A 24,529-nucleotide genomic window follows, 5' to 3' on the forward strand; every position below is an offset into this window, starting at 1 on the left:
CATTACTTCGCCAATTTAGCTGCTTCTAGTGCTGCTTCATAGTTTGGATGGCTTGTACCTTCGCTTACGTATTCTACGTAAACTACTTTGTCATTGCTATCTACTACGAATACTGCACGAGCAAGTAAACGAAGTTCTTTCATTACTAAGCCGTAAGCTTCGCCGAATGAAAGGTCACGGTGATCAGAAAGTGTCGCAACATTTTCTAAACCGTTAGCTGCACACCAGCGTTTTTGAGCGAATGGTAAGTCAGCGCTAATTGTTAATACTTTCGCGTTTTCAATACCTGCTGCATCTTGGTTAAAACGACGTGTTTGTGCATCACACACACCTGTGTCGATTGAAGGTACAACACTAATTAATTTCACTTCACCTTTGTATGTTTCTAAACTTACTGGAGATAAGTCATTTGCTAATACTTGGAAGTTAGGCGCTTGATCGCCAACTTTAACTTCTGTTCCAACTAAAGTCATTGGGTTACCTTTAAAAGTTACATTTGCCACTTAAAAATCCTCCCTTATTTAAACAAAATATGTACAATGTAAATCATAGTTTGTCCCTATCGATAATGCAAATAAAATCGCTTTATTTACAAAAAAATAAAGAAGCTAATCCATTGATTAGCTTCTTTACTCGTTAAATTTGAAATTCCGGATCATCTTCTTTTCGTTTATCCATCATTTCTTTCACTTTATCAACAGCTTGTGGCGCTAATTCAATTATTTTGTCAATGACATGTGTTTGTTTATCTAAATGTAAAACTTTCACACCATCTCCATTTATAACGAGAAAGGCAACAGGATTAATGGAAACCCCACCACCGCTACCTCCTCCAAATGGATGACGCCCAGAATGTTCTACTTTTCCAAATTCACTTCCACCAGCAGCAAATCCAAAACTTACTTTCGAAACGGTAAGAATCACACTTCCATCTGCCGCTTTAATTGGATCACCAACTATTGTATTTACATCAGTCATTTGTTTTAAGTGCTGCATTGCTGTTGTCATTAAACCTTGAATTGGATGGTCCATTCTATACCCCCCCTATGCTTGAATAGATTTATCTGTCATACCAGACTTTTGCTTTCTCATAAACATGAGTAGTTTTACCGCTGTTTTCACAGTACGAAATATATGAAAGGAAGCTGTTAATTCACATCTTGATGCAAATCCCTTCCCTTGAAAAACAGGTGTAATTTCAAATTCCGGTACGTCGACAATATGCATATATTGTCCTACAACTCCAGCAGCCATTCCTTTTGTCCCCCATGCATATCCAGTGACAATTCCAGTACTAGCTGCGTCGCCTGCTCCAATTTGTGAATGCCATTTCCAACCATTGATTTTCACTCGTTTGAGAAAATCTTTAACAATAGTATGAACTTCTTGAAGCTTTTTTATCAGTTCTCCAATGCTATCAAGTTGTGCCATAATTTTATTATCTATTCCGCCGTCATTTTCAGCTTTTTCGATTTTCTGTCCCGTCTTTTTCTGTTGTTTTTCGATTCTTTCCAATACATCAAACGTATATCGAATCATCCATATTTTCACTTGAAATAAACATTGCTTTTCCATTTCTGAATATAAAAACGTCACCTTAAGCGATATTTTCGATAATAGTATTAGCAAAATAAAAAGTAGAAGAATTATCATTCCAATTACGAGCCATTTCATTCGTACCATCCTTTCACTCCATACCCATTATCGACAAGTTTATTCATCATTAAACAACCTTTGATAAAATTGAATATAAAAATTTTTCTAAAAATAAAAAGGGGTTTTGACATTTTATATCGAAATATACTATTTGAGCATATCATTCAGAATACACTTTGATTATATGCAGCACTAAAACTAGAAAATTTAACTGCAGTGGAGGGATACATAATGGCAAATCGTCGCAATTTATTTTTCTTTTATGGTGATGAAAAAGTAACGCTCGTTGAAAAAATGAAACCAGTATATCGTATTTTAGAGGAGAATGGATTTACCATATTAGATCATCCAAAAAATGCAAACGCTATCGTCAGCGTTGGAGATGATGGAACTTTCTTACAAGCCGTTCGTAAAACTGGTTTTAGAGAAGATTGCTTATACGCAGGTATTTCTACGAAAGATGAAATTTCTTTCTACTGCGATTTCCACATCGATCACATTGATACAGCCCTTCAAGAAATTACAAAAAACGAAATTGAAGTGCGAAAATATCCAACAATTAAAGTAGATGTAGATCACGGTACATCTTTCCATTGTTTAAATGAATTTTCATTACGCTCTAGCATCATTAAAACATTTGTCGTAGATGTACACGTCGACAATTTACATTTTGAAACATTTAGAGGTGATGGATTAGTTATCTCCACACCAACAGGCAGTACCGCTTACAATAAATCATTACATGGTGCAGTTGTCGATCCACTTATCCCATGTTTCCAAGTAAGCGAACTAGCATCTTTAAATAACAACACATACCGTACACTCGGGTCACCGTTCCTTTTAAATCACGAGCGTACGTTAACTTTAACACTTAAACCAGATGGCAATGATTATCCTGTTATCGGAATGGATAACGAAGCACTTAGCATTAAACAAGTGGAAAAAGCCGTTGTTCGTTTAAGCGATAAACAAATTAAAACTGTTAAATTAAAAAACAATTCCTTCTGGGAAAAAGTACAAAGAACGTTTTTATAGTAATAAAATAACCCTCGAATTATGGGATTCCCATAATTCGAGGGTTATTTATTCCGCGCTTTACTTGTAGCTTTAAGACTATCCCAAAGGGTATTTTGGGACAGCCTCCTCTTATTACTCGGTCGCTACCATTGTTAGTTTTTGTCGGAAAATCGATATATTCAAACAATCGCCGATGTAATTTCACGCGTCTTTTCTATAAACAATTTCCCCATCAATGACGGTCATTTTTGCCTGTACTTCTTTTATTTCTTCCGCCTCAATTTCAAAAACATTACGGTCTAATATCGTAAAGTCTGCTTCATATCCTTTTGTAATTTGTCCTCGCTTTGCTTCTTTTCCAATTGCATACGCACTTCCTGTTGTAAATAAAGAAACAGCCTCATATACCGTTAATCTTTCTTCTGGCATATAGCATACGCCGTCAATAAAGCTTCTACGTGTAACAGCACTATATATACCTAAAAACGGATTCACTTGTTCGATTGGAGCATCAGATCCTCCGTTACAGTGTAATCCTGCATCGAGTAATGTCTTCCAAGCATACGCATAACGAAGACGACGTTCTCCTAGTTTTTCAATAACTGACGGGAAATCTGACGAAACAAAGACAGGCTGAATATCAATAATTGCTTGCAAACTCTTCATTCTTTCAATTAATTCTTCACGAGCAAGCTGGCAATGAATAATCCGGTCACGTAATCCTTCTGCTGGTGGATATAATTCAAGCGCATCAATGACATATTCTAGCGATAAGTCACCGATTGTATGAATCGCAACTGGCATATGTAAATCACGAGCTTTCTTCACTAATCCTGCAAGCTCTTCACGTGAAAAAATCGCAACTCCATTCGTTTCCTGCGCATCTTCATACGGCTCACTTAATAAAGCTGTTCTTCCGCCAAAAGAGCCATCAGAAAAAATCTTCATCGCCCCAAATTCAATATAGTGCTCATTTTCATATTCTTTTCGCTCATTCGCTACTTCATGGTGAACGAGCAAATGTGCTTTAAATGGCATTTCGTTTATTACATGTGAAAACGCATTGTACGTTTTTTGAAAGCCGCCATAATAATTTAAATCTTCCGTATGCCCGCCAACTAATCCGTATTGCCAGCAGTCCGAAATTGCTGTTTGCAGAGCACTTTGCAAATACGCTTCATCTATTTCGGGCTGAACATGTTTAATTAACTCTTGTCCTTGTTCATATAAAAGGCCTGTTAATTTATTTGACGCATCACGACCAATTTTTCCGCCCTTTGGATTTTGCGTCGCTTCTGTTATTTTCGCTTGTTCCAATATGTATGAATTCACCCATGTCACGTGACGACAAACGCGCTTTAATAAAATCGGATGTTCTTTAGAGATTTCATCTAAATCCCGTACATGAACTTGTTTTGTATCTGTAAAATTATTTTCATTCCATCCTTCTCCGATAATCCATGTTCCTTGTGGTGCTTCTTCTACTCGCTTCTGAACAAGGGTAAGCACTTCGCTATAAGATTTGCAATTTGATAGATCTAGACGAAGTAACCTCTCCCCATGCCCAATAAGGTGCATATGGCTATCAACAAGCCCTGGAATCATCGTTTCCCCTCTTAAATCGCACAGCTTCACTTCCGAATATCGGTTTTCTAACTCTTCTTTATTCCCGACGTCAACGATAATGCCATTTTCAACGTAAACAGCTTCCACTTTTTCATCTTCTTCTCGCATTGTATAAATGGTTCCACCATGCCAAATTTCTCCCATATACTCATCCCCTTTTTCCTTTAGTCTACGAAATTAGAACGTATAAAAAAAGCACCATTTCGATTAAAAAATGGTGCTTTTCTAAAAATTAATTTTGTTCAGTAGGATTCGTGGTAATTTGCCATTCAATATTAAATTTATCTTTCAATTGTCCGTATGCTGGGCTCCAGAACGTTTCTTGAAGTGGCATGATAACTTCTCCACCTTCTTGTAACTTATCAAATACCTCTTTTGCTTTTTCTGCATTACTAATTCGAATTGCAATCGTTACTTGAGATCCAATCGCATGCCCTTTACCTGGGAATGTATCAGAAATCATAAGTTCCGTATTACCAATTTTTAAATGAGCATGTGCAACACGCTCTTTCGCTTCAGCTGGAATAGGGTATTCTGGATTTTCAGGCATATCACCAAAAGTTTGCATTACTTCTACTTTCGCATCTAACGCCTCTTTATAAAGTTGTACAGCTTCTTGCCCACTACCATCTAAAACTAAGTACGGATTAATACCTAAAATCATACGGACACCTCTTTTTTTAGTTTATAAAATCGAACTTGTGTTCGTTTTTATAATATCATACGTTTTACATTTCATTCAACTATTTACTTCACTATTTTCAAAATTATTTTGAAGGAAGCTCCATTTCTTGTTTTCTAAGTTCAATACGGCGAATTTTTCCGGAAATCGTTTTTGGTAGTTCATCTACAAATTCAATTTTGCGAGGGTATTTATATGGTGCAGTCAGTTCTTTGACGTGTTGTTGAAGTACTGGAATCAATGTTTCTTCGTTCTTTTCTATATTCTCTCTTAACACGATAAATGCCTTCACGACACTTCCGCGAATTTCATCAGGGCTTGCGACAACCGCACATTCTCTTACGTAAGGATGTTTTACAAGAGCGTCTTCTACCTCAAACGGTCCGATTGTATAACCGGAGCTAATAATAATATCATCACCGCGCCCTTCAAACCAGAAATAGCCGTCTTCATCTTTCTTCGCTTTATCACCTGTAATATAATAATCACCGCGGAATTGCATTGCTGTGCGCTCATCATCTTTATAATATTGTTTAAAGAGGGCTGGTGTTTCAATGTGAACTGCAATATCACCAACTTCTCCTACCTGTACGGGAATACCTTCCTCATTTACAATATCAACGTGGTTTCCTGGCGTTGGTTTTCCCATTGACCCTGGTCTAATATCCATTCCTTTCATTATCCCAACAAGTAGTGTGTTTTCCGTTTGTCCATATCCATCTCTTACTGTAATATCGAAATGCCTTTGGAACGTTTCAATGACTTCTCTATTTAACGGCTCACCTGCGGATACAGCGCTATGTAACGCTTCTAAATTGTACTCAGTTAAGTCTTCTACCTTTGCCATTAATCTATACTCAGTCGGCGTACAACAAAGCACATTCACCTTATTATCATCTAATAAATTTAAATATGTTTTTGGTTCAAATTTGCCGTTATATACAAATCCTGTTGCACCTGAACCGAGAGTTGCTAAAAATGGGCTCCAGATCCACTTTTGCCAGCCAGGACTAGCTGTTGCCCATACAACATCATTCTCTTCAATTCCGAGCCAATTTGGGGCGCTCGTACGTAAATGAGCGTATGCCCATGCATGCGTATGAACGACACCTTTCGGATTTCCTGTCGTCCCTGACGTATAAGATAAAAAGACCATATCTTCTTTATCTGTTTTCACTATTTCTAACATGTCACTTTCTGTTTCTAATGCTGTTTTTAAATTGATCCATCCATCTACTGACTGCTCGCTCAGGACGAATTTTTGAAGAGAGTCCATCGCTTCTATGTCATCAAATTGTCCAATGTACGGTTCATAACTTACAATCGCTTTTACTTCCCCGTGTCCAATGCGATATTCGATATCTTTTTTTCGCAACATTTCCGAACTCGGAATTACGACAAATCCTGCTTTAATTGCAGCAATATACGTCATGTAAGCTTCAATTAAGCGCGGCATCATAATAAGGAGCTTGTCCCCTTTTTGTAAACCGCTTTTTATAAAAGCGTTTCCAATTCTATTCGCACCTTGCATTAATTCAAAATATGTAACTTCTCGTCTATTCCCTTTATCATCTTGCCAAATTAAAGCAAGCTTCTCTTTATCATTCGTATATTTCTCTATTTCCGAAACTAAGTTATAAGACGGCGGCGCCAACAATTCCTCTCTCTTCATAAACATCCTCCTTTATTTCTATGCCTCCCTTATATAATAAAGAATTTTCAGTAAATTTTGAACCCTCTTCTTTTGACAATTTTTTTATATTTTTGTCGAAATGATGCATGGATTTATAGCGACGATGTTTTTAACATATCGATTTACCGGCAAATAACGACGAAAACGACAAAAAGAAAGAGCGGGAGAACCCGCTCTTTCTAAGCCATCGTATATGGGATTATTTTTGGTAACCGCCTAATTGTTGCTCAGCTAGTGAAACTAGACGTTTCGTAATTTCGCCACCAACAGATCCGTTAGCGCGAGATGTTGCATCAGCTCCAAGTTGAACACCAAACTCTTGAGCGATTTCGTATTTCATTTGATCTAATGCTGCTTGAGCACCAGATACAGCTAATTTATTTGTGCTTGCCATGTTGTATCACCTCCTTGTGAGTATAGAGTGTGATAAAAAACATGACTTCATGCACATTTGAATGTGGTAATTTATGGGTTTAGAAAAGTTCTTCTAATTTTTCTTCTTCGGCCACTACTTCTACTGTTTGCAATACCATTGTTTCTTTGTTCGCTACAGCCTCTTCAATTAACGGCGCGAAATCGTACTTCGCTTCAAAACGATTTGCTTTCTCACGCTTCGGTTTCGTCGATGGACTTGCTGGTGTAAATACTGTACAGCAGTCTTCATATGGACGAATTGAAATATCATACGTTTCAATTTCTTTTGCAATTTTAATAATTTCTAATTTATCCATCGTAATAAGCGGACGAATAACAGGATAGTTTGTCACTTCGTTAATCGTATGCATACTATCTAACGTTTGGCTCGCTACTTGTCCAAGACTTTCACCAGTCGTAATTGCAAGTGCATTACGCTCCTCTGCAATACGCTCTGTAATACGCATCATCATACGACGCATAACTGTCATAGAATAGCTAGATGGAATTTCTTTATTAATCGTTTTTTGCACTTCAGTAAATGGAACAAGGTGAAGTGTTACACGTTTACAGTATTTCGTTAACTCTTGTGCTAAATCGATTACTTTTTGTTTCGCGCGCTCACTTGTGAAAGGTGGACTATGGAAGTGAACTGCTTCCACAGATACGCCGCGTTTCATCGTTAAGTAAGTTGCTACCGGGCTATCAATACCACCAGAAAGAAGTACCATTACTTTTCCGCCAACGCCAACTGGTAAACCGCCAGCTCCCATGTACTCACCACACATAATATAGCTATAACCACTGCGAATTTCTATACGTACATTCACATCTGGATTATGAACATCTACTGTGATATCCTCTGTATTTTCTAAAATGTGCCCACCGATTTCTGGAAGTAACTCCATCGTCTTCATTGGGAAGCGCTTATCAGAACGGTGCACTGTAATTTTAAATGTTTTCACAGCACCTTTTACTTGTAAGAAAGCTGCTAATGCACCTTTTTTAATATCTTCTAATTCCGATGGTACTTTCATCGCTAAGTTAAACTTATGAATACCAAATACATCTTTCAATCTTTCAGAAATTGCTTCATGGTCTTCGCCATTTAATTGGATGTACATACGATCATGTGTTGCATCAATTTTAATGTTTGGGAATTTTTTCAGTTTGAACTTCACGTTATCTTTTAACGTGCTTACAAATTTAGAACGATTCTTACCTTTTGTCGTCATCTCTCCGTAACGGACTAAAATATATTCATATGTCATCATATTCCTTTACCTCATCACTTCATATAATTTTGGCATTGTCTCTTTAACAATACCTTCAAATTGTTTTACTTCTTCCATCGTGTTGTCCGGTGCTAGACTAATACGAATCGCACTTGTAGCTGCGGCGTGCGGTACTCCCATTGACACTAGTACTCGGCTCACTTCATTTGCTTTTGAAGAACAAGCAGACTTCGTTGATACATATACACCGTGTTCTTCTAAAGCATGAACGATCACTTCTGGTTTTAAACCGACAAACGATACGTTTAAAATGTGCGGTGCTGCATATTCAAGTGATGTATTAATCGTTACATCTTCCATCTCTTTAAAGAAACGAACCAGCTCAGCTTGTAAACTTTGCAAATGAACTACCTTTTCTTTCACTTGTTCCATCGTCATACGAAGTGCTTTCACCATCGCTACAATACCAGGTAAGTTTTCTGTACCTGAGCGATACTTTAGCTCTTGTTGACCACCTGATAAAATTGGATCTAACCTTACGCCATCACGTACATAAAGAAGCCCAGTTCCCTTTACACTATGAAATTTATGCCCAGATATTGAACAAAGATCAATATGAGAAGCGTATAAATCAAGTGGTACTTTTCCTATCCCTTGTACATGGTCCACGTGGAATCTTACTTTCGGATGATTCGATAATAATGTTCCAATTTCAGCAACGGGCTGAATCGCTCCAGTCTCGTTGTTCACGTGAATAATCGACACAAGAATCGTATCTTCACGAAGCGCTCGTTTTACATCTTCTACCGATACAACACCGTGCTCGTTAACCGGTAAATATGTTACATCAAAACCGAGACCTTCTAATTGTTTATATGCTTCAAACACAGACGCGTGTTCAATATTTGTTGTAATGATATGTTTGCCGCGCGAACGATTCCTCATCGCTATTCCTTTAATCGCAAGGTTATTCCCTTCCGTTCCACCTGATGTGAAAATAATTTCAGAAGGTTTAACGTGCAGGAGCTGTGCCGCAATCGTTCTCGATTGTGTTAATAGACGCTCTGCCTCTCCTCCAAGCGAGTGAATAGAAGAAGGATTACCAAAATATTTCCCCGCAACCGTTACGTACGATTGAAGAGCTTCTGGATATGGCTTTGTCGTTGCACTATTATCAAAATAGATCATCGTTCTTCCCCTTTCAGCGCTATCACATCATATAATCATATCACAAATACGTGTAATTACGCTAAGACTACTCAAAGGTTCCGTTTTTATATAAAAGTGTACATTTTCCCCCGCCATTTGCAGGCAGCCTGTGTGGTGAAGATTAATACTCAGTGGTGGATGAAACCCCATCACTTCTGGTTTCACTTTATTTTGAAACGAACAACCTTACTGTATTCCGCTATTCATTATAGCAACATCGTCTTCAAAATTACACAAAAAAACAAACCCTTTATTAAAGGGTTTGCTCATTGTCTACATATTCAGCTATTTTTTGAACAACGCCAGGTTCAAGTTGCTCTAATATAGAAGCCGCTTGTTCTAAAGCTGCATCGTATTGATATTCACGGAATAATTTCTCCGCATAATTTAAGCTTTCTGCAAGATTCTCATCATGACTACGATATCGGTTACCGTATTGAATTAGTTTTTCAACTAAATACGCTTGTCCAATTAATTCTTCCGTCATTTCAGATACACCATTCACAACTGTGTATGCTTCTTCTAAACTGCTATTTACGGTATTCATATTTAACGGCTTTACTTCTAATTGCTCATATACAGCTTGCATCGCCATTTGCCCTTTTTGTAAATCTTCCATAATACGCTCTGGAAGACCTGGTAAATTCGACTTTTGCATAAAACGTTTCGTCTCAAAAATTGTATTTCGCATTTCTTGTAACTTCTCACGTACTTCAAATTCTTCTTTGCGCATCGTTTGCAGCATTTCTTTATATTCTGCATGAAGTACTTTTAAAGTTTCACATTGCTCATAAACCTCTTCTAGTTCCTCACGAATAATAGAGAATGCAATATCTTGTTCAGCAACGCGGATTTGCAACACTTCAAAACGTTTCGTTAAAATATGCATTTGCTTTTCAATTACTTTTTGTGACTCAATGTCTTTGTCTTGTAATTGATAACTTTGTTTCACAAGTTGTGTTTCTATTTTCGTTTCAATTGTTTCTGTACGAATTTCTTCTAAATCTTCATAAACAGACAGTGTTTTTTGCTCCACATAATGTTTCGCATGCACTTCTTGTTCAAGTTGATCATAAAAACTGTCTAAACGAGTTTTTAAGTTCTCTACTTTTTCTGCTGCTTCCGTTATATAAAGCTCCTGTATATCCATTAAACATGTTTGTAGTTGTGTCGTCATATCGCGGACTTCTTTAGGAATTTCCAAATACTCTAATATATAGCCTTGTCTTATCATATCATCATGGCCTTGCAATAAATCTTCCAGCTGAATTGGTAATGTCACTTGACACTCTACCAATAAATCCGGAATTTGATGAATAACGATTTCTAAACTTGCTAAACCTTCTTCTAAACTAATAACAATTTCTCTCGCTTTTAAATAATCACCATTATCTGTTGCCTCTTCAAAAGTTTTGAACTTCTCGGATTCAACATCTAACATCTCTTCAATTCTTTGCTCAGCTGCTCCATACATATGTCGATGAGCAAGAACACTCTTCTTCATACTACGATATGTATCACGTAACTCTTCAATTTCCGAGCTATTTTTCTCATGGCTTTCTAACAGTTGCTGTAATTCATTTAAAATGTCTGTAATACGATTATCAGCGTCATCTAAACCACTTATGGATTCTTTCATCGCATGCTTTGCTTTGCGGAAGGAGAATTGCGAGGCGAATTTTCGCGCTTGCCCTAAATCTTTTTCAGCTTTCGGAAGAGTTGTTGATACAATTTCGTCCCACTCTTCACGCCATTTACCAAACAGTTCTTCTGTTTGACCTGTCATATTTAAATCTTTTACCCGCTTTAGTTCATCTGCCACAGGTTTATCTTTTATCTCTTGTTTCCACTGCTCCAGTGCTTCAATATCTTTATATGAACGATTTCTTATCACAAGCTCTATCATGAGCAGCACTAGAATAGAGCTTACTACAATGATAACGATCGTCAGGATAGAATCCATGCAAAAAAGCCTCCTAGTTATCTCTTTTTTTGTCCGTTCCGTTTATGAAATGGAAGGCATTATGTATAAAAAGGGAATTCCCCTATATTTAACAACTAACAATGTTCTAATCATACCATGTAATGACGTGTTTTTGACCTAGTTTTTTTTAAAATTTCATGTTTCTTTAAATGCAAATGTAATCTTTCTTAATATTCCGCTTATTATACTCTCCACCCTCAAATGAATGCAATAAAGTGAAACTTTAATCAGAGGGGGTATCCTACACTTTGATATGTAATGAGCCGCTAAACTCGGTAATATACCTATTGAAACTTTCCGCTTCTCTTGATATTCCTTCATTTCCGTTTTCACTGCATTTATTTGCTCCAAAATCGGTAACATTCTTTTTATAAATAACTCTCCAGCTTTTGTTAACTCCAATTATTGCGCTAGTATGCAACAATTTATGGCAAAGAAAACAAGATATAAAAATCCCCACCTCAGTTCGTTAGGTGGGGATTTTTCACATATGAACAGCTCTTGGCAGTTCATAATACATACTCGCTTTATATAATGTTCGTTCCATCCATTGCTCAATTTCTTTCGTGTACATTTCTAAGAAAAATGTCTCGGATGGGAAAGAATGTAGTACTTCTGATATATATTGTGGATATAAAAATGGCATATTCAGCATGCCTTTTAATTGCGTCATAAACATTGTAAAAGATACCTTTTGAAACTCTTGTTTCATTTGCCCCTGTTTAATGATTTGCTCTATATAATATCTTTCTCTAGAAAAATAAACGGTCATCACTTCACGAATTAATGTCGTATCAAGCGAAAGCTCTCTATAAAAAAAACGTGTCAGTTCTCTATTATCAAATTGATATCGTAAAATCCCGCGCACCATTTGCACCATCACATCTTTAGCCGATAAATATTCTCTCTGTTCAAATGACGTTTCAATTACGTGAATATATCCTTCTAAAAAATCCGTAATAAGCTGTTCTAATAAACCTTGCTTTCCAGCAAAATAATATGAAATATTCGCTACATTCACATCCGCTCGCTTTGCAATGTCTCGCACCGATGTACCGTCATAACCTTTCGTATTAAACAACGATATTGCCGCATCAATTACCTTTTGTTTTGTCTGTTTCATGCGCTCACTTCCCCTCACTGAACAGCTATAGTTTAAATTTCTTGACTTTTAAGACAAATTCCTTTAATTTTCTATCGACAAAGTCATGTGAAATACATCGTATTTTGCTAATATTTTACACATCTCGATAAAAAGGGAGTTGTTTCCATGTTTACAAAAGAAAGTTATGCAGGATCTCGTGAAGAGCAATATGAGACAGTAATTAAACAACTGGATGCATTATTAACTGGCGAACCGAATGTAGTCGCAAACTTATCAAATGCGTCCGCACTATTAAATCAATTTTTAGATCGCGTTAATTGGGTTGGCTTTTATGTAACAGAAGGAAATCAGCTTGTTCTTGGGCCATTCCAAGGAATGCCAGCTTGCGTGCGCATTCCGTTCGGGCGAGGCGTTTGCGGCGTTGCAGCTGAAACAAAAACAACGCAGCTTGTAGCAGATGTTCACCAATTCCCAGGACATATCGCTTGCGATAGTGCCTCTAATTCTGAAATCGTTGTACCGATTATGAAAGAGGGAAATATCATTGGCGTACTCGATATTGATAGCCCTGAAAAAAATCGTTTCGATGAAGTAGATCAGCACTATTTAGAAAAGTTTGTGGAAACACTCCTAAAACATATGTAAAAAGAAAAGAGTGAGATATCGATTAAGTACGTAACGTACGAAACCGATATCTCACTCTTTTTATTGATTACTAACCGTAGATATCTTCTTTAGTGCCTGCTCTAAATCAGAAACGATATCCTCCCACGATTCTAAACCGACAGATAGGCGTATTAAATTATCGAAAATACCCATTTCTTTTCTTAGTTCAGCTGGAATAGCTGCATGCGTCATCGTCGCTGGATGCTGAATTAACGTTTCTGTATCACCTAAACTTACGGCAATTGTAATAAAATGGAGGTCATTTATAAACGACTGTGTTTCCTCTTTCCCGCCTTTTATCGAAAAAGAAATAACGCCCCCGCCTCGTTTCATTTGCCGAGATGCTAATTCTCCTTCCGGATACCAAACACCTTCTACTGCTTCATGATTTTTCAAAAACGATACAATTTTTTCCGCATTATCACAATGACGATCCATTCTTACCGCTAACGTTTTTAATCCGCGTAACAATAACCACGCATCAAACGGCGCCATAATACCCCCGATATCTTTTCGCATCGGACGGATTTTGTCAGCTAACGTTTTCATTTTACAAATTGTTATACCCGCTACAACATCCCCGTGACCACCAATATATTTTGTCGCACTGTGAACGACGGCGTCACAACCGAGCTCAAGAGGTCTTTGTAAATAAGGTGAACAAAACGTATTATCGACAATAACAAGCAAATCACTTCGCTTCGCTACCCCGATCACCTTTTCTAAATCAATTAATTTCATCGTTGGATTAATCGGTGTTTCAACGAAAATGAGCTTTGTATTTGGACGAATTTTATTTTCAATATCAGTCTCTGTCTCCATATCACAAAACGAATGCGTAATCATAAATTTTTCTTCTAATACTTCTAAAAAACCGTAAGTACATCCATATAATCCATTTGAACAAATAATATGATCTCCAGCCTTTAGAAAGCCAATTAAAGTTGCAGAGATAGCTGCCATACCAGATCCGAAGGCAAGCGCTTCTTCTCCTCCTTCTAACACCGCCATACGCTCTTCAAATAATTTCACAGTCGGATTTCCAAGTCTTGAGTAAATATAAGATGGATCTTCTCCTGCAAAACTCGCCTCTCCTTGCTGCGCAGTCTCAAATGTAAATGTAGACGTTTGAAATAAAGGTGGTGTTAAACTTCCTTTATGTTCCTCTGATGTATAACCGTGATGAATTAACGCTGTCTCCATATGCTTCTTTTTCATAAAAACATCCCCCTTATGTCTTTATTGCCACATATCCACCAGTAAAAAACTGATGAACGTTTTTACTACATTTTATGTAAGCGTTTTATTTGTGTTTCTATCTTTTCTTTTATATTGTTTTAAATTCCTTCTTGTTAATTTCCAAAATTTATCTGCATAAAACAAAAAGGGAGTCTCTTGACGAAACTGTAAGTAAAAGATATAATAGCGTTTGTGTAAAATAAAAAGGCAGCCTTGTAATGTGAGTTTATCGTTTGTATTTTGTTCCTCTGCGGAGGTGTATCTCGTAACTCCCTGCTGCTGGAGCGAAGGTACATGAAAACAAAATACCCGTAAATATCGATTACGTCTGTTTTTATTTTACGAAAATAAAAACATTTTTAAAGGAGGAGTCAACTATGGCTCGTTATACAGGTCCAGCATGGAAACTGTCTCGTCGTCTTGGAATCTCTCTAAGCGGCACAGGAAAAGAATTAGAAAAACGCCCTTACGCACCAGGTCCTCACGGTCCTAACCAACGTAAGAAACTTTCAGAATACGGTTTACAATTACAAGAGAAACAAAAACTTCGTCACATGTACGGCATGACTGAGCGTCAATTCCGTCGCACATTTGACCAAGCAGGTAAAATGCCTGGTAAGCACGGCGAAAACTTCATGATCCTTCTTGAAGCTCGTCTTGACAACCTAGTTTACCGCATGGGCTTAGCTCGCACTCGTCGTGCAGCTCGCCAATTAGTAAACCACGGTCACATCACGGTTGATGGAGCTCGCGTAGATATCCCATCTTACCGCGTTAAACCTAACCAAACTATCAGCGTTCGCGAAAAATCTAACAGCCTTGTTGTTGTTAAAGAAGCGATCGAAGTTAACAACTTCGTACCAGAATACTTAACTTTCGATGCTGATAAGTTAGAAGCTACTTACACTCGTCACGCTGAGCGTTCTGAGTTAGCAGCTGAAATCAACGAAGCATTAATCGTAGAGTTCTACTCTCGTTAATCTCGGTACTCTGAAAAGAGTATTATTAAAAGCCTTAGGAACCTTGTTTATCAAGGGGCCTGGGCTTTTTTTATTTATATAACTGTCGTATGTATAGTAAGATACTTCAAGGAAGTTTTTTCATGAGTTATGGATAATCGTCCTTGCTTCTCTTTTATTCATTTCAACGATTGGATTCTCTTTAATACTTGCTCCTTTTATTGTGCAGAATTTTATAATCCACCTTCATTACATGCTGTTATACTTATTCCCTTAAACATATAATCATTTCGTTTTCAGACTACTCCTTTTTTCATTACTTCCAAATCATATCTCAATAGAAAAAGCTACCAAAGAAACTAAAACGTTCCCTCTGGTAGCCTTTATTTATATATTAAAGTTATTTATTTTCTGCTTTTTGAACATATACATACGCATCTTTCTGCTCTTTATGTATATCAACCTTCGTGCTCTCTGCAAGCTGACCCGCATTTAGCAAAGAAAAAATAATGAGCGCTTCTAGTGACATTTTGTTTTACCACTCCTTTCTATTTGTTATACGTTTATCATACCGCTTACATGTGATTTCCGCATGAACTCGAAAAGGAGATTACAACAAAAAAATTACAGGACTGCTAATGCACCCTATCCCAAAAACAGTTTATTAAAGTAAATTACCACGTTATAATAACCATAAAATGGGAGGTTGATTCATTTTGACAATAAACCAAATGGTTCAATTAGGTAGTTCATTTATGCTGTTTATTGCTTCCGCACTTATGAGTTGGTATCAAGGAAGTAATTTAATAGATTATCCTGATGAATGGAAATATAGCGCTAAGTTTACGAATTATTTTAAAGGGTCCGTTTCACATTATGACGATATTTATCAAATCGATTTCTTTATATATGCGGCAAAATTTTATCCCGCAGCATTTGTCGTTATGTTAATTAGCTTACTTTATATGCTCGTATTAATTCTTCATATTCTATTTAAAAGAAATCATGAGGCAATCTAAATGCATACATAAAAACCCCGAATCATAGACTTTTCAGCCTACAATTCGGGGTACTATTTGTTTTACATTCGTTTCTTATTAGTAACGAATTAAGAAATATTTCTTCTTACCGCGGCGAATGATTGTAAATTTACCTTCGATGCGGTCGTTTTCTGTTACAACGTAGTCTAACGCTTGTGTACGCTCACCGTTTACGTAGATTGCACCGTTCGTTACATCTTCACGTGCTTGACGTTTAGATGGAGAAATTTTGCTTTCTACAAGTAAGTCGATTAATACTGTATCTTCTGCAGTACGTTCTATAGATGGTACATCTTTGAATCCTTGCTCGATTTCGCTTGCAGTAAGTTCTGCTACAGAACCACTGAATAATGCAGCTGAAATTTTAATTGCTTGCTCTAATGCTTCTTCGCCATGAACAAGTTTTGTCATTTCAGATCCTAATGCTTTTTGTGCTGCACGTTTTTCTGGCGCTTCCGTTACTTGCTTCTCAAGCTCAAGAATTTCTTCATGAGATAAGAATGTGAAGTATTTTAAGTATTTAACTACATCGCGGTCATCTGTATTGATCCAGAATTGGTAGAACTCGTAAGGAGTTGTTTTCTCTGGGTCTAACCAAATTGCGCCGCCCTCTGTTTTACCAAACTTCGTACCGTCAGATTTTGTAACAAGCGGAATTGTTAAACCGAATGCTTTCGCATCTTCTTCTGATTTACGGATTAATTCAAGACCAGCTGTAATGTTACCCCATTGGTCACTACCACCGATTTGCAGACGGCAATTATGCTGTTGGTATAAGTTTAAGAAGTCGTATGATTGTAAAATCATGTAACTGAACTCAGTGAATGAAATACCAGTCTCTAAACGAGATGCTACTGTATCTTTTGCTAACATATAGTTTAAACCGAAGTTTTTACCGATATCGCGTAAGAATGTAATTACATCTAAGTTACCAAGCCAGTCATAGTTGTTAGCCATCGTTGCTGGATTGTCCACATTTTCAAACTCTAAGAAGTTTGAAAGTTGGTTTTTAATGCTTTCTGTGTAGTAAGCAACTGTATCTTTCGTATTTAATGTACGCTCTGCTTTTTTACCACTTGGGTCACCGATCATACCAGTACCACCGCCAACAAGTGCGATTGGTTGGTGACCAGCTAATTGGAAACGACGTAACATTAATACTGGTAACATATGACCGATGTGTAAGCTATCCGCTGTCGGGTCGAAACCACAGTATAATTTAACGCTTTCTTTTTCTAATAATTGCTCAAGGCCCTCAGCGTCTGTTTGCTGATTAATTAGACCGCGAAATTCAAGATCTTGTAAAATACCCATATCCTACATACTCTCCTTTAAGTTAAGTCTAGCGTGAATGTTGAAAACATAAAAAAAATCGCCCCTTTAAATAAGGGACGATTTTGATTATCGCGTTACCACCCTAGTTGCAGGCAAAAAAAAGCCTACCACCTTATTTACATAACGGCTTAGCACCGTCTTTTCCCTTTTGAATATAACTCAATCGAAAAAAGATGCTCTAGGGGCGTAATTCGCGATCATCTATGTGCTGATTTCCACCGACCATCAGCTCTCTAAAACAGGGAAATGATCACTACTTCTCCCTTTCCACGCTCAATTATTCATATACTTTTCTTTATACCATCATTTATATAGGCGTGTCAAATAGAGGTAGGATTTCTCTTCTTGCCAATCCTTTACAACGTCGCAAGAAGTATCGTAATAAGAGAAAGAACTGGAACACCAACTAATAACGATACATGAAACAAAACCGATAAATCATTCCCAATCGTCGCTTCCACAGGATCTTTCGCTGGAGAAGCAAGAAATCCGAGTAACCGATCAAAGCGATTTATCACTTTTGGGAAATCCGGTATTTCTACATGGTCACTATCTAAATGCTGCTTTAATTTATATTCATTCTTAAAGGGATTTTCGCTCAATTTCATCCACCTCCAGCAATTGTTTCAATTTCTTTATCCCATTATGGAGTCTCGACTTCACTGTTCCGATAGGAATATTTAATACCTCTGCAATCTCTTTTTGCTGCATATCATGATAATAAAAAAGAATGAGAACAGCTCGCTGTTCTTCAGGAACTTTCAAAATTGCTTCTCTTACTGTAAGACGATCCTCTTGTGAAAACTCTACCTCTTGCACTGGTACTAAAAACGGTAAGAGCGTACGCCACTTTTTTCTTCTATTTAATTTATTAATCATAAGACGATAACCAATTTGAAATAAATATGTTTTAACTTTCCCCTTTTCAATTTCATACATATGTTTCTTACGTTCTAACGTTAAAAACGTATCTTGAACGAGATCTTTACTCAGTTGCTCATCACGGTTAAATCGATATAAAAATATATATAGCGCTGGCTTGATTAAAACATATAGTTTTTCTCCCGCTTGCTTATCTCCATTTTGATACGCAAGCATGAGCTCTTCCTCAATCCCAATCTGCGCCATGTTTTTTGATCTCCTTTATTCCTTTTAACGTTAATGAAATACGGGAAATTAAATATCCACTTGCGACAATAATCCATACTTGTGATTGATTCGTAAAAAATTGAACATATGGGTTTTGAATCGTGAACCCAATTGAAACTAAAATATTTAATACTTGCACACATATACATGCATACACGGCAAGACAAACCGAAATAGTATCAAATACATTCCAGCGAAAATACACTTTTGTTTTTGTGAAATCAATTTTATTTCCATTATTCCGTACAATATACTTCCTATCAAACGGAATAAGGACTGAAAAAATAACAATTATTATACCCCCAACTGTAATCATTGAAATTTTAAATCCAATTGGCATAGGTAATAACATACCACAAGAAAATACAACTATAATTCCTATTAAAGCAAAAGTAAGCATCAATTTATTAGACATATAAAAAGCCTCCCTCATCTATTCTTTCATAAATGTATACAGACGAGGAAGGCAATACGTTCAAATATTATTTTAGTTTTTTAATAATTTTTGCAGGATTTCCGCCAACTACTACATGATCCGGCACATCTTTCGTTACGACGGCGCCAGATGCGATAACCGCATTGTCTCCAATTGTTACGCCCGGATTAATAATCGCTCTTCCGCCAATCCATACGTTATCGCCAATTGTAACTGGTTTTCCGTATTCTGATCCGCTTATGCGCTCTACTGGATCAAGCGGGTGCGTCGCTGTATAAATGTGAACACCTGGAGCTAACATACAATTCACTCCGATGTCTACTCGGCACACGTCTAAAATCGTGCAGTCAAAGTTTGCATAAAAATTTTCGCCAACATGAATGTTATAGCCGTAATCACATCTAAAAGAAGATTCAAGATGAATATTATCTCCTGTCGTTCCGAATAATTCTTTTACAATTTCGCTACGCTCTTTTAATTGAACTTCTGGCGTATCATTTAATTTTCTCGTTACTATACGTGCTTGCTCCCTGTCTTGTACTAACACTGGATCAGCTGGTATGTACATTTCCCCTTGTATCATCTTTTCTTTTTCTGTTTTCATCATACTATCCCCTTTAACTCATATATATAAGTTGAACAAATACATCATAACATAAAAAAAGAAAGGTCTGAACAAGTAATATGTTCAGACCTCCCTCTCTTAATCTTCCATCGTTGATAAATCGCCTGTTGGTAAGTTTAATTCCCACGCTTTTAATACGCGGCGCATAATTTTACCACTTCTCGTTTTCGGTAATTTATCTCGGAATTCAATTTGTCTTGGCGCTGCATGAGCTGCTAAGCCTTTTTTCACAAATTGACGAATCTCTTCTTTTAATTCATCAGATGGTTCATATCCCACGCGGAGCGCAATAAATGCTTTAATGATTTCCCCGCGTACTGGATCAGGAATACCAATTACACCGGCTTCTGCTACAGCAGCGTGCTCGATTAGTTTACTTTCTACTTCAAACGGACCAACGCGCTCTCCTGACGTCATAATTACATCATCAATACGTCCTTGGAACCAGAAGTATCCATCTTCGTCCATATAGGCAGAGTCACCTGATACGTACCAATCTCCTGGCATGAAGTAAGACTCATATTTTTGCGGGTTATTCCAAACGGCACGCATCATAGATGGCCAGCCTTTTGCGATTGCTAAGTTCCCCATTGTGTATGGAGGCACTTCATTTCCTTCATTATCAACAATCGCTGCTTTCACACCTGGAATTGGTTTCCCCATTGAACCTGGACGGATTTCCATACAAGGATAGTTACAAATAACTTGTCCGCCAGTTTCTGTCATCCACCACGTATCATGAATACGAAGGCCAAATGCGCTCATACCCCAGCGAATTACTTCTGGATTTAATGGCTCACCAACACTTAATACGTGACGAACTTGTGATAAATCATACTTTTTAATTGCGTCTTGTCCAGCTCCCATTAACATACGGAATGCTGTTGGTGCGCTATACCAAACTGTTACACCGTAATCTTGCAATGCCTCATACCATGCATCTGGACTAAATCGTCCACCTAAAATAACATTTGATGCTCCTACTAACCACGGTGCAAAAATACCGTAAGCTGTTCCAGTTACCCAGCCCGGGTCAGCTGTACACCAATATACGTCATCTTCTTTTAAATCTAACACCCATTTCGCTGTTTGATAGTGCTGAACCATTGCGTTTTGAGCATGAAGAACGCCTTTTGGCTTACCAGTAGAACCAGATGTGTAATGAAGAATTAAACCGTCTTCACGGCCTAACCATTCGATATGTAATTCTTTTGAAGCTTGTTCAAATAAAGGATTGAACGCTACAGTTTTACCGCCTTCTTCTGCATTGTCTCCAACAAGAAAGACTGTTTTTAAAGCTGGTAAATCATTTAATGGTATGCGCTCTAACAATTCAGGAGTTGTAATTAACACCTTTGCCTCGCTATCTTCTAAACGATCGCGAACTGCGCCTTCCATAAATGCTTCAAATAATGGTCCAACAATTGCCCCTAATTTCACTGCACCAAGAAGTGCGAAATATAACTCTGGGGAACGCGGCATAAAAATAAAAACGCGATCGCCTTTCTCAACATCGCCATAGTTTTTCAGGACATTTCCTGCTTTATTAGAAAAATCCTTCATTTCCTTAAATGTATATTTCTCTTTTCGCGATCCATCTTGATAATAAAGTGCTACCTTATTCTTTCGATCGGATTTCGCATGCTTATCAATTGCCTCATACGCCATATTCACTCGGCCTGTTTCATTCCAAGTAAAATTTTTATTAACCTCTTCCCAGTTAAAATTCGCGTATGCCTCTTCATAATTCGGCAAATTATTTTCTCCTTTAATGACAGGAAGCGTTTCCACTTTCATACTTTACATCCCCCTCCTATGTATTCTATTATCTATTATAAAGATATTATTTAAAATTTTCAGTATATTTGTTGATTTTTAGACAAATTTTTAATGACAAAATTCGATTCACATCGCATATATTATAAAGTACGATATTAATAGATTCACAAACCCTCAAGGTGGTGAGCAATACATTGATTCATAAAAAAATATATAATGCCAGAAACTTAAAAACAGCGAAAGGCACTTTAATTATTGAAGGTCCTGTCTCTACACATAACTTAGAAATGTATGAATTTCATCCAGACTTAATTGCGTTTCGTCCTGCCGAGCAGCAATATAAAGCAATTGTCGAAATTTCTAAATTACCAGAAGCTCGTCTCATTATTGCTAGACATGACCAAACGATCGTTGGATATGTTACATACTTGTATCCTGATCCGCTCGAGCGATGGTCAGAAGGAAAGATTGAAAACTTAATTGAACTCGGGGCGATTGAAGTTGTCCCAGCCTTTCGCGGTTGCTCTGTCGGAAAAAACTTATTAGAAGTTTCAATGATGGACGATCATATGGAAGATTACATTATATTAACGACTGAATATTATTGGCACTGGGATTTAAAACAAACAGGCTTAAATGTTTGGGAATACCGAAAAGTAATGGAAAAAATGATGAATGCCGGCGGTTTACAATGGATGGCTACTGATGATCCTGAAATTTGTTCACACCCCGCTAACTGTTTAATGGTTCGCATCGGTAAGCGCGTCGATACGGATTCCATTCAAGCATTTGATCGTCTACGTTTTCACAATCGTTTTATGTATTAAAAAAGGGGGCAACTGGAATGATTGTAGAAGAAATTATGAATCAAAATGTAGTAACACTACAGCCAAACGATACAATCGAAACAGCAATCCGAACGATACGTACGAAAGGCATTCGGCACATTCCAATTGTCGATCAAAATAATCATGTCGTAGGCATTATTTCTGATCGGGATGTAAGAGATGCAAGTCCGTCTATTTTAGATGAACAAGTTTCACTCGATATGCTGAAGCAACCGCTTGAACTCATAATGAAACACCCTGTTATGACTTGTCACCCTCTCGATTTCGTTGAGGAAATTGCGACTTTATTTTTCGAAAATAAAATAGGCTGTCTTCCTGTTACGAAAGCTGGAAAACTCGTAGGTATCATTTCTGAATCTACAGTGCTGCACACGTTAGTAAAATTAACAGGAGCGCATCAACCAAGTTCACAAATTGAGATTCAAGTAAAAAATGAACCTGGTATTCTTGGAAAAGTCGTTGCTATTTTTAGTGATTTACAAATAAATATTGTGAGCGTTCTCGTCTATCCAGCAAAAGATGAGAATGATAAAGTACTCGTTTTCCGCATTCAAACGATGAATCCTCTAAAAGTGATTGATGCACTCGAAGCAGAGGGCTACCGCGTATTATGGCCAAACATAATGGGGATGCAAGCATGAGCAGCGCCTTCATTTATTCGGATGACTTTCGGGGCTATTCTTTTAGCCCTGATCATCCTTTTAACCAACTACGCGTCACACTTACGTATGACCTATTACAAAAAAGCGGTTTTATCTCTCCTTCTCAAGTCATCTCACCACGGATGGCTACAGATGAAGAGATTGCTTACGTTCATACAGAGGAGTACATAAATGCGGTAAAACGTGCTGGAGAAGGAAAGTTAGAAAAATCAATTGCGATGACATATGGGCTCGGAACAGAAGATACACCGATGTTTCCAAATATGCACGAAGCAAGTGCATTACTCGTTGGCGGAACATTAACAGCTGTCGATGCTGTTCTTTCAGGGAAAGTGAAACATGCACTTAATTTAGGCGGCGGCTTACACCATGGCTTTCGCGGCAAAGCATCTGGATTTTGCATTTATAACGATAGCTCCATCGCAATGAAATATATTCAAAAGAAATACGGTTTACGCGTTTTATATATTGATACAGATGCTCATCACGGTGATGGTGTACAATGGTCTTTTTATGACGATCCTAACGTGTGCACCATTTCATTACATGAAACTGGGCGTTATTTATTCCCCGGAACTGGTGCTGTAAATGAACGTGGACAAGGAAATGGATATAACTATTCTTTTAACGTTCCGCTCGATGCCTTTACAGAAGACGAATCATTTTTAGAATCGTATCGAACTGTTGTAAAAGAAGTTGCAGCATACTTTAAACCAGATATTATTTTAACGCAAAATGGTGCTGATGCACATTATCACGATCCACTTACACACCTTTGCGCAACGATGAACATTTACCGTGAAATACCTAAGCTCGCTCGCGAAATCGCTAATGAATATTGCGGCGGTCGCTGGATTGCTGTCGGCGGCGGTGGCTACGACCTATGGCGCGTCGTACCAAGAGCTTGGGCACTCATTTGGCTCGAAATGAACAACATCCAAAACATCTCAGGTTATCTCCCTCCAGAATGGATTGACGCTTGGAAAGGACAAGCAGAAACAGAACTTCCTCTCACATGGGAAGATCCAGACAACATGTATAAACCTATCCCTCGAAAACCAGAAATTGAAGAAAAAAACGCATTAACTGTAGCGAAATCTCTCGAAATTATTCGGAATAATATGACAAAATCTTTGTATTAACAGAAAGAATAGGAGATTTGCTCCTATT

The 24,529-nt window shown here is 37.5% G+C and carries 26 protein-coding genes, 1 pseudogene and 1 other annotated feature; of the genes and pseudogenes, 7 read left to right on the forward strand and 20 right to left on the reverse strand.

Annotation, left to right across the window (positions count from 1 at the left end):
- Positions 1-2: 2 nt before the first annotated feature.
- The 3 genes from tpx to FT637_RS05260 all read right to left on the reverse strand — a co-directional run bounded on the left by tpx (position 3) and on the right by FT637_RS05260 (position 1,683).
- Positions 3-503 (reverse strand): thiol peroxidase, encoded by a 501-nt coding sequence (tpx, locus tag FT637_RS05250; protein ID WP_193645392.1) that lies wholly within the window; start codon positions 501-503, stop codon positions 3-5.
- 133 nt (positions 504-636) lie between these two features.
- Positions 637-1,032 carry a GerW family sporulation protein gene (gene ytfJ, locus FT637_RS05255; protein WP_000350003.1) on the reverse strand — a complete coding sequence of 132 codons (396 nt, stop codon included), beginning with the start codon at positions 1,030-1,032 and terminating at the stop codon, positions 637-639.
- 12 nt (positions 1,033-1,044) lie between these two features.
- Entirely contained in the window at positions 1,045-1,683 is a 639-nt protein-coding gene (locus FT637_RS05260) for a DUF2953 domain-containing protein (protein ID WP_193645393.1), read from the reverse strand.
- Between the two features lie 204 nt (positions 1,684-1,887).
- Here FT637_RS05260 and FT637_RS05265 point away from each other — a divergent pair, with 204 nt between their 5' ends.
- Positions 1,888-2,691 carry an NAD kinase gene (locus tag FT637_RS05265; RefSeq protein WP_193645394.1) on the forward strand — a complete coding sequence of 268 codons (804 nt, stop codon included), beginning with the start codon at positions 1,888-1,890 and terminating at the stop codon, positions 2,689-2,691.
- A 183-nt stretch (positions 2,692-2,874) separates the two neighbouring features.
- Here the strand turns inward: FT637_RS05265 and FT637_RS05270 are convergent, their stop codons facing one another.
- The 9 genes and pseudogenes from FT637_RS05270 to refZ form a co-directional block, all read right to left on the reverse strand.
- Complete coding sequence (locus tag FT637_RS05270) at positions 2,875-4,443, reverse strand: amidohydrolase (RefSeq protein ID WP_193645395.1); 1,569 nt, start codon at positions 4,441-4,443, stop codon at positions 2,875-2,877.
- A gap of 88 nt (positions 4,444-4,531) precedes the next feature.
- Positions 4,532-4,963 (reverse strand): VOC family protein, encoded by a 432-nt coding sequence (locus FT637_RS05275; RefSeq protein WP_002145380.1) that lies wholly within the window; start codon positions 4,961-4,963, stop codon positions 4,532-4,534.
- Positions 4,964-5,066: 103 nt separating this feature from the next.
- Positions 5,067-6,653 (reverse strand): acyl-CoA synthetase MbcS, encoded by a 1,587-nt coding sequence (mbcS, locus tag FT637_RS05280; RefSeq protein WP_193645396.1) that lies wholly within the window; start codon positions 6,651-6,653, stop codon positions 5,067-5,069.
- A 220-nt stretch (positions 6,654-6,873) separates the two neighbouring features.
- A complete protein-coding gene (locus tag FT637_RS05285; protein WP_000168891.1) occupies positions 6,874-7,068 on the reverse strand; it encodes an alpha/beta-type small acid-soluble spore protein in 195 nt (64 codons plus the stop codon).
- 79 nt (positions 7,069-7,147) lie between these two features.
- Entirely contained in the window at positions 7,148-8,362 is a 1,215-nt protein-coding gene (gene thiI, locus FT637_RS05290; RefSeq protein ID WP_193645397.1) for a tRNA uracil 4-sulfurtransferase ThiI, read from the reverse strand.
- A 6-nt stretch (positions 8,363-8,368) separates the two neighbouring features.
- Positions 8,369-9,511 carry a cysteine desulfurase family protein gene (locus FT637_RS05295; protein WP_193645398.1) on the reverse strand — a complete coding sequence of 381 codons (1,143 nt, stop codon included), beginning with the start codon at positions 9,509-9,511 and terminating at the stop codon, positions 8,369-8,371.
- 274 nt (positions 9,512-9,785) lie between these two features.
- On the reverse strand, positions 9,786-11,495 hold the full coding sequence (gene ezrA, locus FT637_RS05300; protein ID WP_193645399.1) for a septation ring formation regulator EzrA: 1,710 nt from the start codon (positions 11,493-11,495) through the stop codon (positions 9,786-9,788).
- A gap of 261 nt (positions 11,496-11,756) precedes the next feature.
- Positions 11,757-11,918: pseudogene (locus FT637_RS30415) on the reverse strand (LysR family transcriptional regulator); the annotation flags it as partial.
- 82 nt (positions 11,919-12,000) lie between these two features.
- Complete coding sequence (gene refZ / locus FT637_RS05305) at positions 12,001-12,639, reverse strand: forespore capture DNA-binding protein RefZ (RefSeq protein ID WP_193645400.1); 639 nt, start codon at positions 12,637-12,639, stop codon at positions 12,001-12,003.
- A gap of 147 nt (positions 12,640-12,786) precedes the next feature.
- Here refZ and FT637_RS05310 point away from each other — a divergent pair, with 147 nt between their 5' ends.
- Positions 12,787-13,266 (forward strand): GAF domain-containing protein, encoded by a 480-nt coding sequence (locus tag FT637_RS05310; protein ID WP_193645401.1) that lies wholly within the window; start codon positions 12,787-12,789, stop codon positions 13,264-13,266.
- 60 nt (positions 13,267-13,326) lie between these two features.
- On the opposite strand, the gene megL is transcribed toward FT637_RS05310, so the two are convergent.
- The gene (megL, locus tag FT637_RS05315; protein WP_193645402.1) at positions 13,327-14,505 is read right to left on the reverse strand and encodes a methionine gamma-lyase; all 1,179 of its coding nucleotides are present in this window, start codon (positions 14,503-14,505) and stop codon (positions 13,327-13,329) included.
- A gap of 398 nt (positions 14,506-14,903) precedes the next feature.
- On the opposite strand from megL, the gene rpsD reads away from it, so the two are divergent.
- The gene (gene rpsD, locus FT637_RS05320; RefSeq protein ID WP_002015568.1) at positions 14,904-15,506 is read left to right on the forward strand and encodes a 30S ribosomal protein S4; all 603 of its coding nucleotides are present in this window, start codon (positions 14,904-14,906) and stop codon (positions 15,504-15,506) included.
- 379 nt (positions 15,507-15,885) lie between these two features.
- On the opposite strand, the gene FT637_RS05325 is transcribed toward rpsD, so the two are convergent.
- Entirely contained in the window at positions 15,886-16,014 is a 129-nt protein-coding gene (locus FT637_RS05325; RefSeq protein WP_193645403.1) for a transporter, read from the reverse strand.
- A gap of 187 nt (positions 16,015-16,201) precedes the next feature.
- Here FT637_RS05325 and FT637_RS05330 point away from each other — a divergent pair, with 187 nt between their 5' ends.
- Positions 16,202-16,504, forward strand: coding sequence for a YjdJ family protein (locus tag FT637_RS05330; RefSeq protein WP_193645404.1), 303 nt, complete (start codon positions 16,202-16,204; stop codon positions 16,502-16,504).
- A 78-nt stretch (positions 16,505-16,582) separates the two neighbouring features.
- On the opposite strand, the gene tyrS is transcribed toward FT637_RS05330, so the two are convergent.
- The 6 genes from tyrS to acsA all read right to left on the reverse strand — a co-directional run bounded on the left by tyrS (position 16,583) and on the right by acsA (position 21,867).
- Entirely contained in the window at positions 16,583-17,839 is a 1,257-nt protein-coding gene (gene tyrS / locus FT637_RS05335; protein WP_193645405.1) for a tyrosine--tRNA ligase, read from the reverse strand.
- A 70-nt stretch (positions 17,840-17,909) separates the two neighbouring features.
- Positions 17,910-18,139 (reverse strand) — a binding site (T-box leader).
- A 77-nt stretch (positions 18,140-18,216) separates the two neighbouring features.
- Positions 18,217-18,462, reverse strand: coding sequence for a hypothetical protein (locus FT637_RS05340; protein ID WP_193645406.1), 246 nt, complete (start codon positions 18,460-18,462; stop codon positions 18,217-18,219).
- A complete protein-coding gene (locus tag FT637_RS05345) occupies positions 18,443-18,988 on the reverse strand; it encodes an RNA polymerase sigma factor (RefSeq protein ID WP_193645407.1) in 546 nt (181 codons plus the stop codon). The genes FT637_RS05340 and FT637_RS05345 overlap by 20 nt, the downstream gene beginning before the upstream one ends.
- Entirely contained in the window at positions 18,969-19,424 is a 456-nt protein-coding gene (locus tag FT637_RS05350) for a hypothetical protein (RefSeq protein ID WP_193645408.1), read from the reverse strand. The genes FT637_RS05345 and FT637_RS05350 overlap by 20 nt, the downstream gene beginning before the upstream one ends.
- 67 nt (positions 19,425-19,491) lie before the next feature.
- Positions 19,492-20,052, reverse strand: a complete 561-nt coding sequence (locus FT637_RS05355; protein ID WP_319805938.1) for a maltose acetyltransferase domain-containing protein — start codon at positions 20,050-20,052, stop codon at positions 19,492-19,494.
- Positions 20,053-20,148: 96 nt separating this feature from the next.
- On the reverse strand, positions 20,149-21,867 hold the full coding sequence (gene acsA / locus FT637_RS05360; protein ID WP_193645410.1) for an acetate--CoA ligase: 1,719 nt from the start codon (positions 21,865-21,867) through the stop codon (positions 20,149-20,151).
- Between the two features lie 176 nt (positions 21,868-22,043).
- Between acsA and acuA the strand changes: the two genes are divergently transcribed.
- Genes acuA through acuC form a run of 3 tightly spaced genes read left to right on the forward strand, consistent with a single transcriptional unit; the run spans position 22,044 to position 24,501 of the window.
- Positions 22,044-22,676 carry an acetoin utilization protein acetyltransferase AcuA gene (acuA, locus tag FT637_RS05365; RefSeq protein WP_002112293.1) on the forward strand — a complete coding sequence of 211 codons (633 nt, stop codon included), beginning with the start codon at positions 22,044-22,046 and terminating at the stop codon, positions 22,674-22,676.
- Positions 22,677-22,693: 17 nt separating this feature from the next.
- Positions 22,694-23,338: an acetoin utilization AcuB family protein gene (locus FT637_RS05370; protein ID WP_193645411.1), complete on the forward strand. Its 645-nt coding sequence runs from the start codon at positions 22,694-22,696 to the stop codon at positions 23,336-23,338.
- The gene (acuC, locus tag FT637_RS05375; RefSeq protein ID WP_193645525.1) at positions 23,335-24,501 is read left to right on the forward strand and encodes an acetoin utilization protein AcuC; all 1,167 of its coding nucleotides are present in this window, start codon (positions 23,335-23,337) and stop codon (positions 24,499-24,501) included. Before FT637_RS05370 ends, acuC begins: the two co-directional genes overlap by 4 nt.
- The last annotated feature ends 28 nt before the right edge of the window (positions 24,502-24,529 follow it).

The sequence above is a fragment of the Bacillus cereus genome, from assembly GCF_015071065.1.
Classification (GTDB): Bacteria; Bacillota; Bacilli; order Bacillales; family Bacillaceae_G; genus Bacillus_A; species Bacillus_A cereus_BA.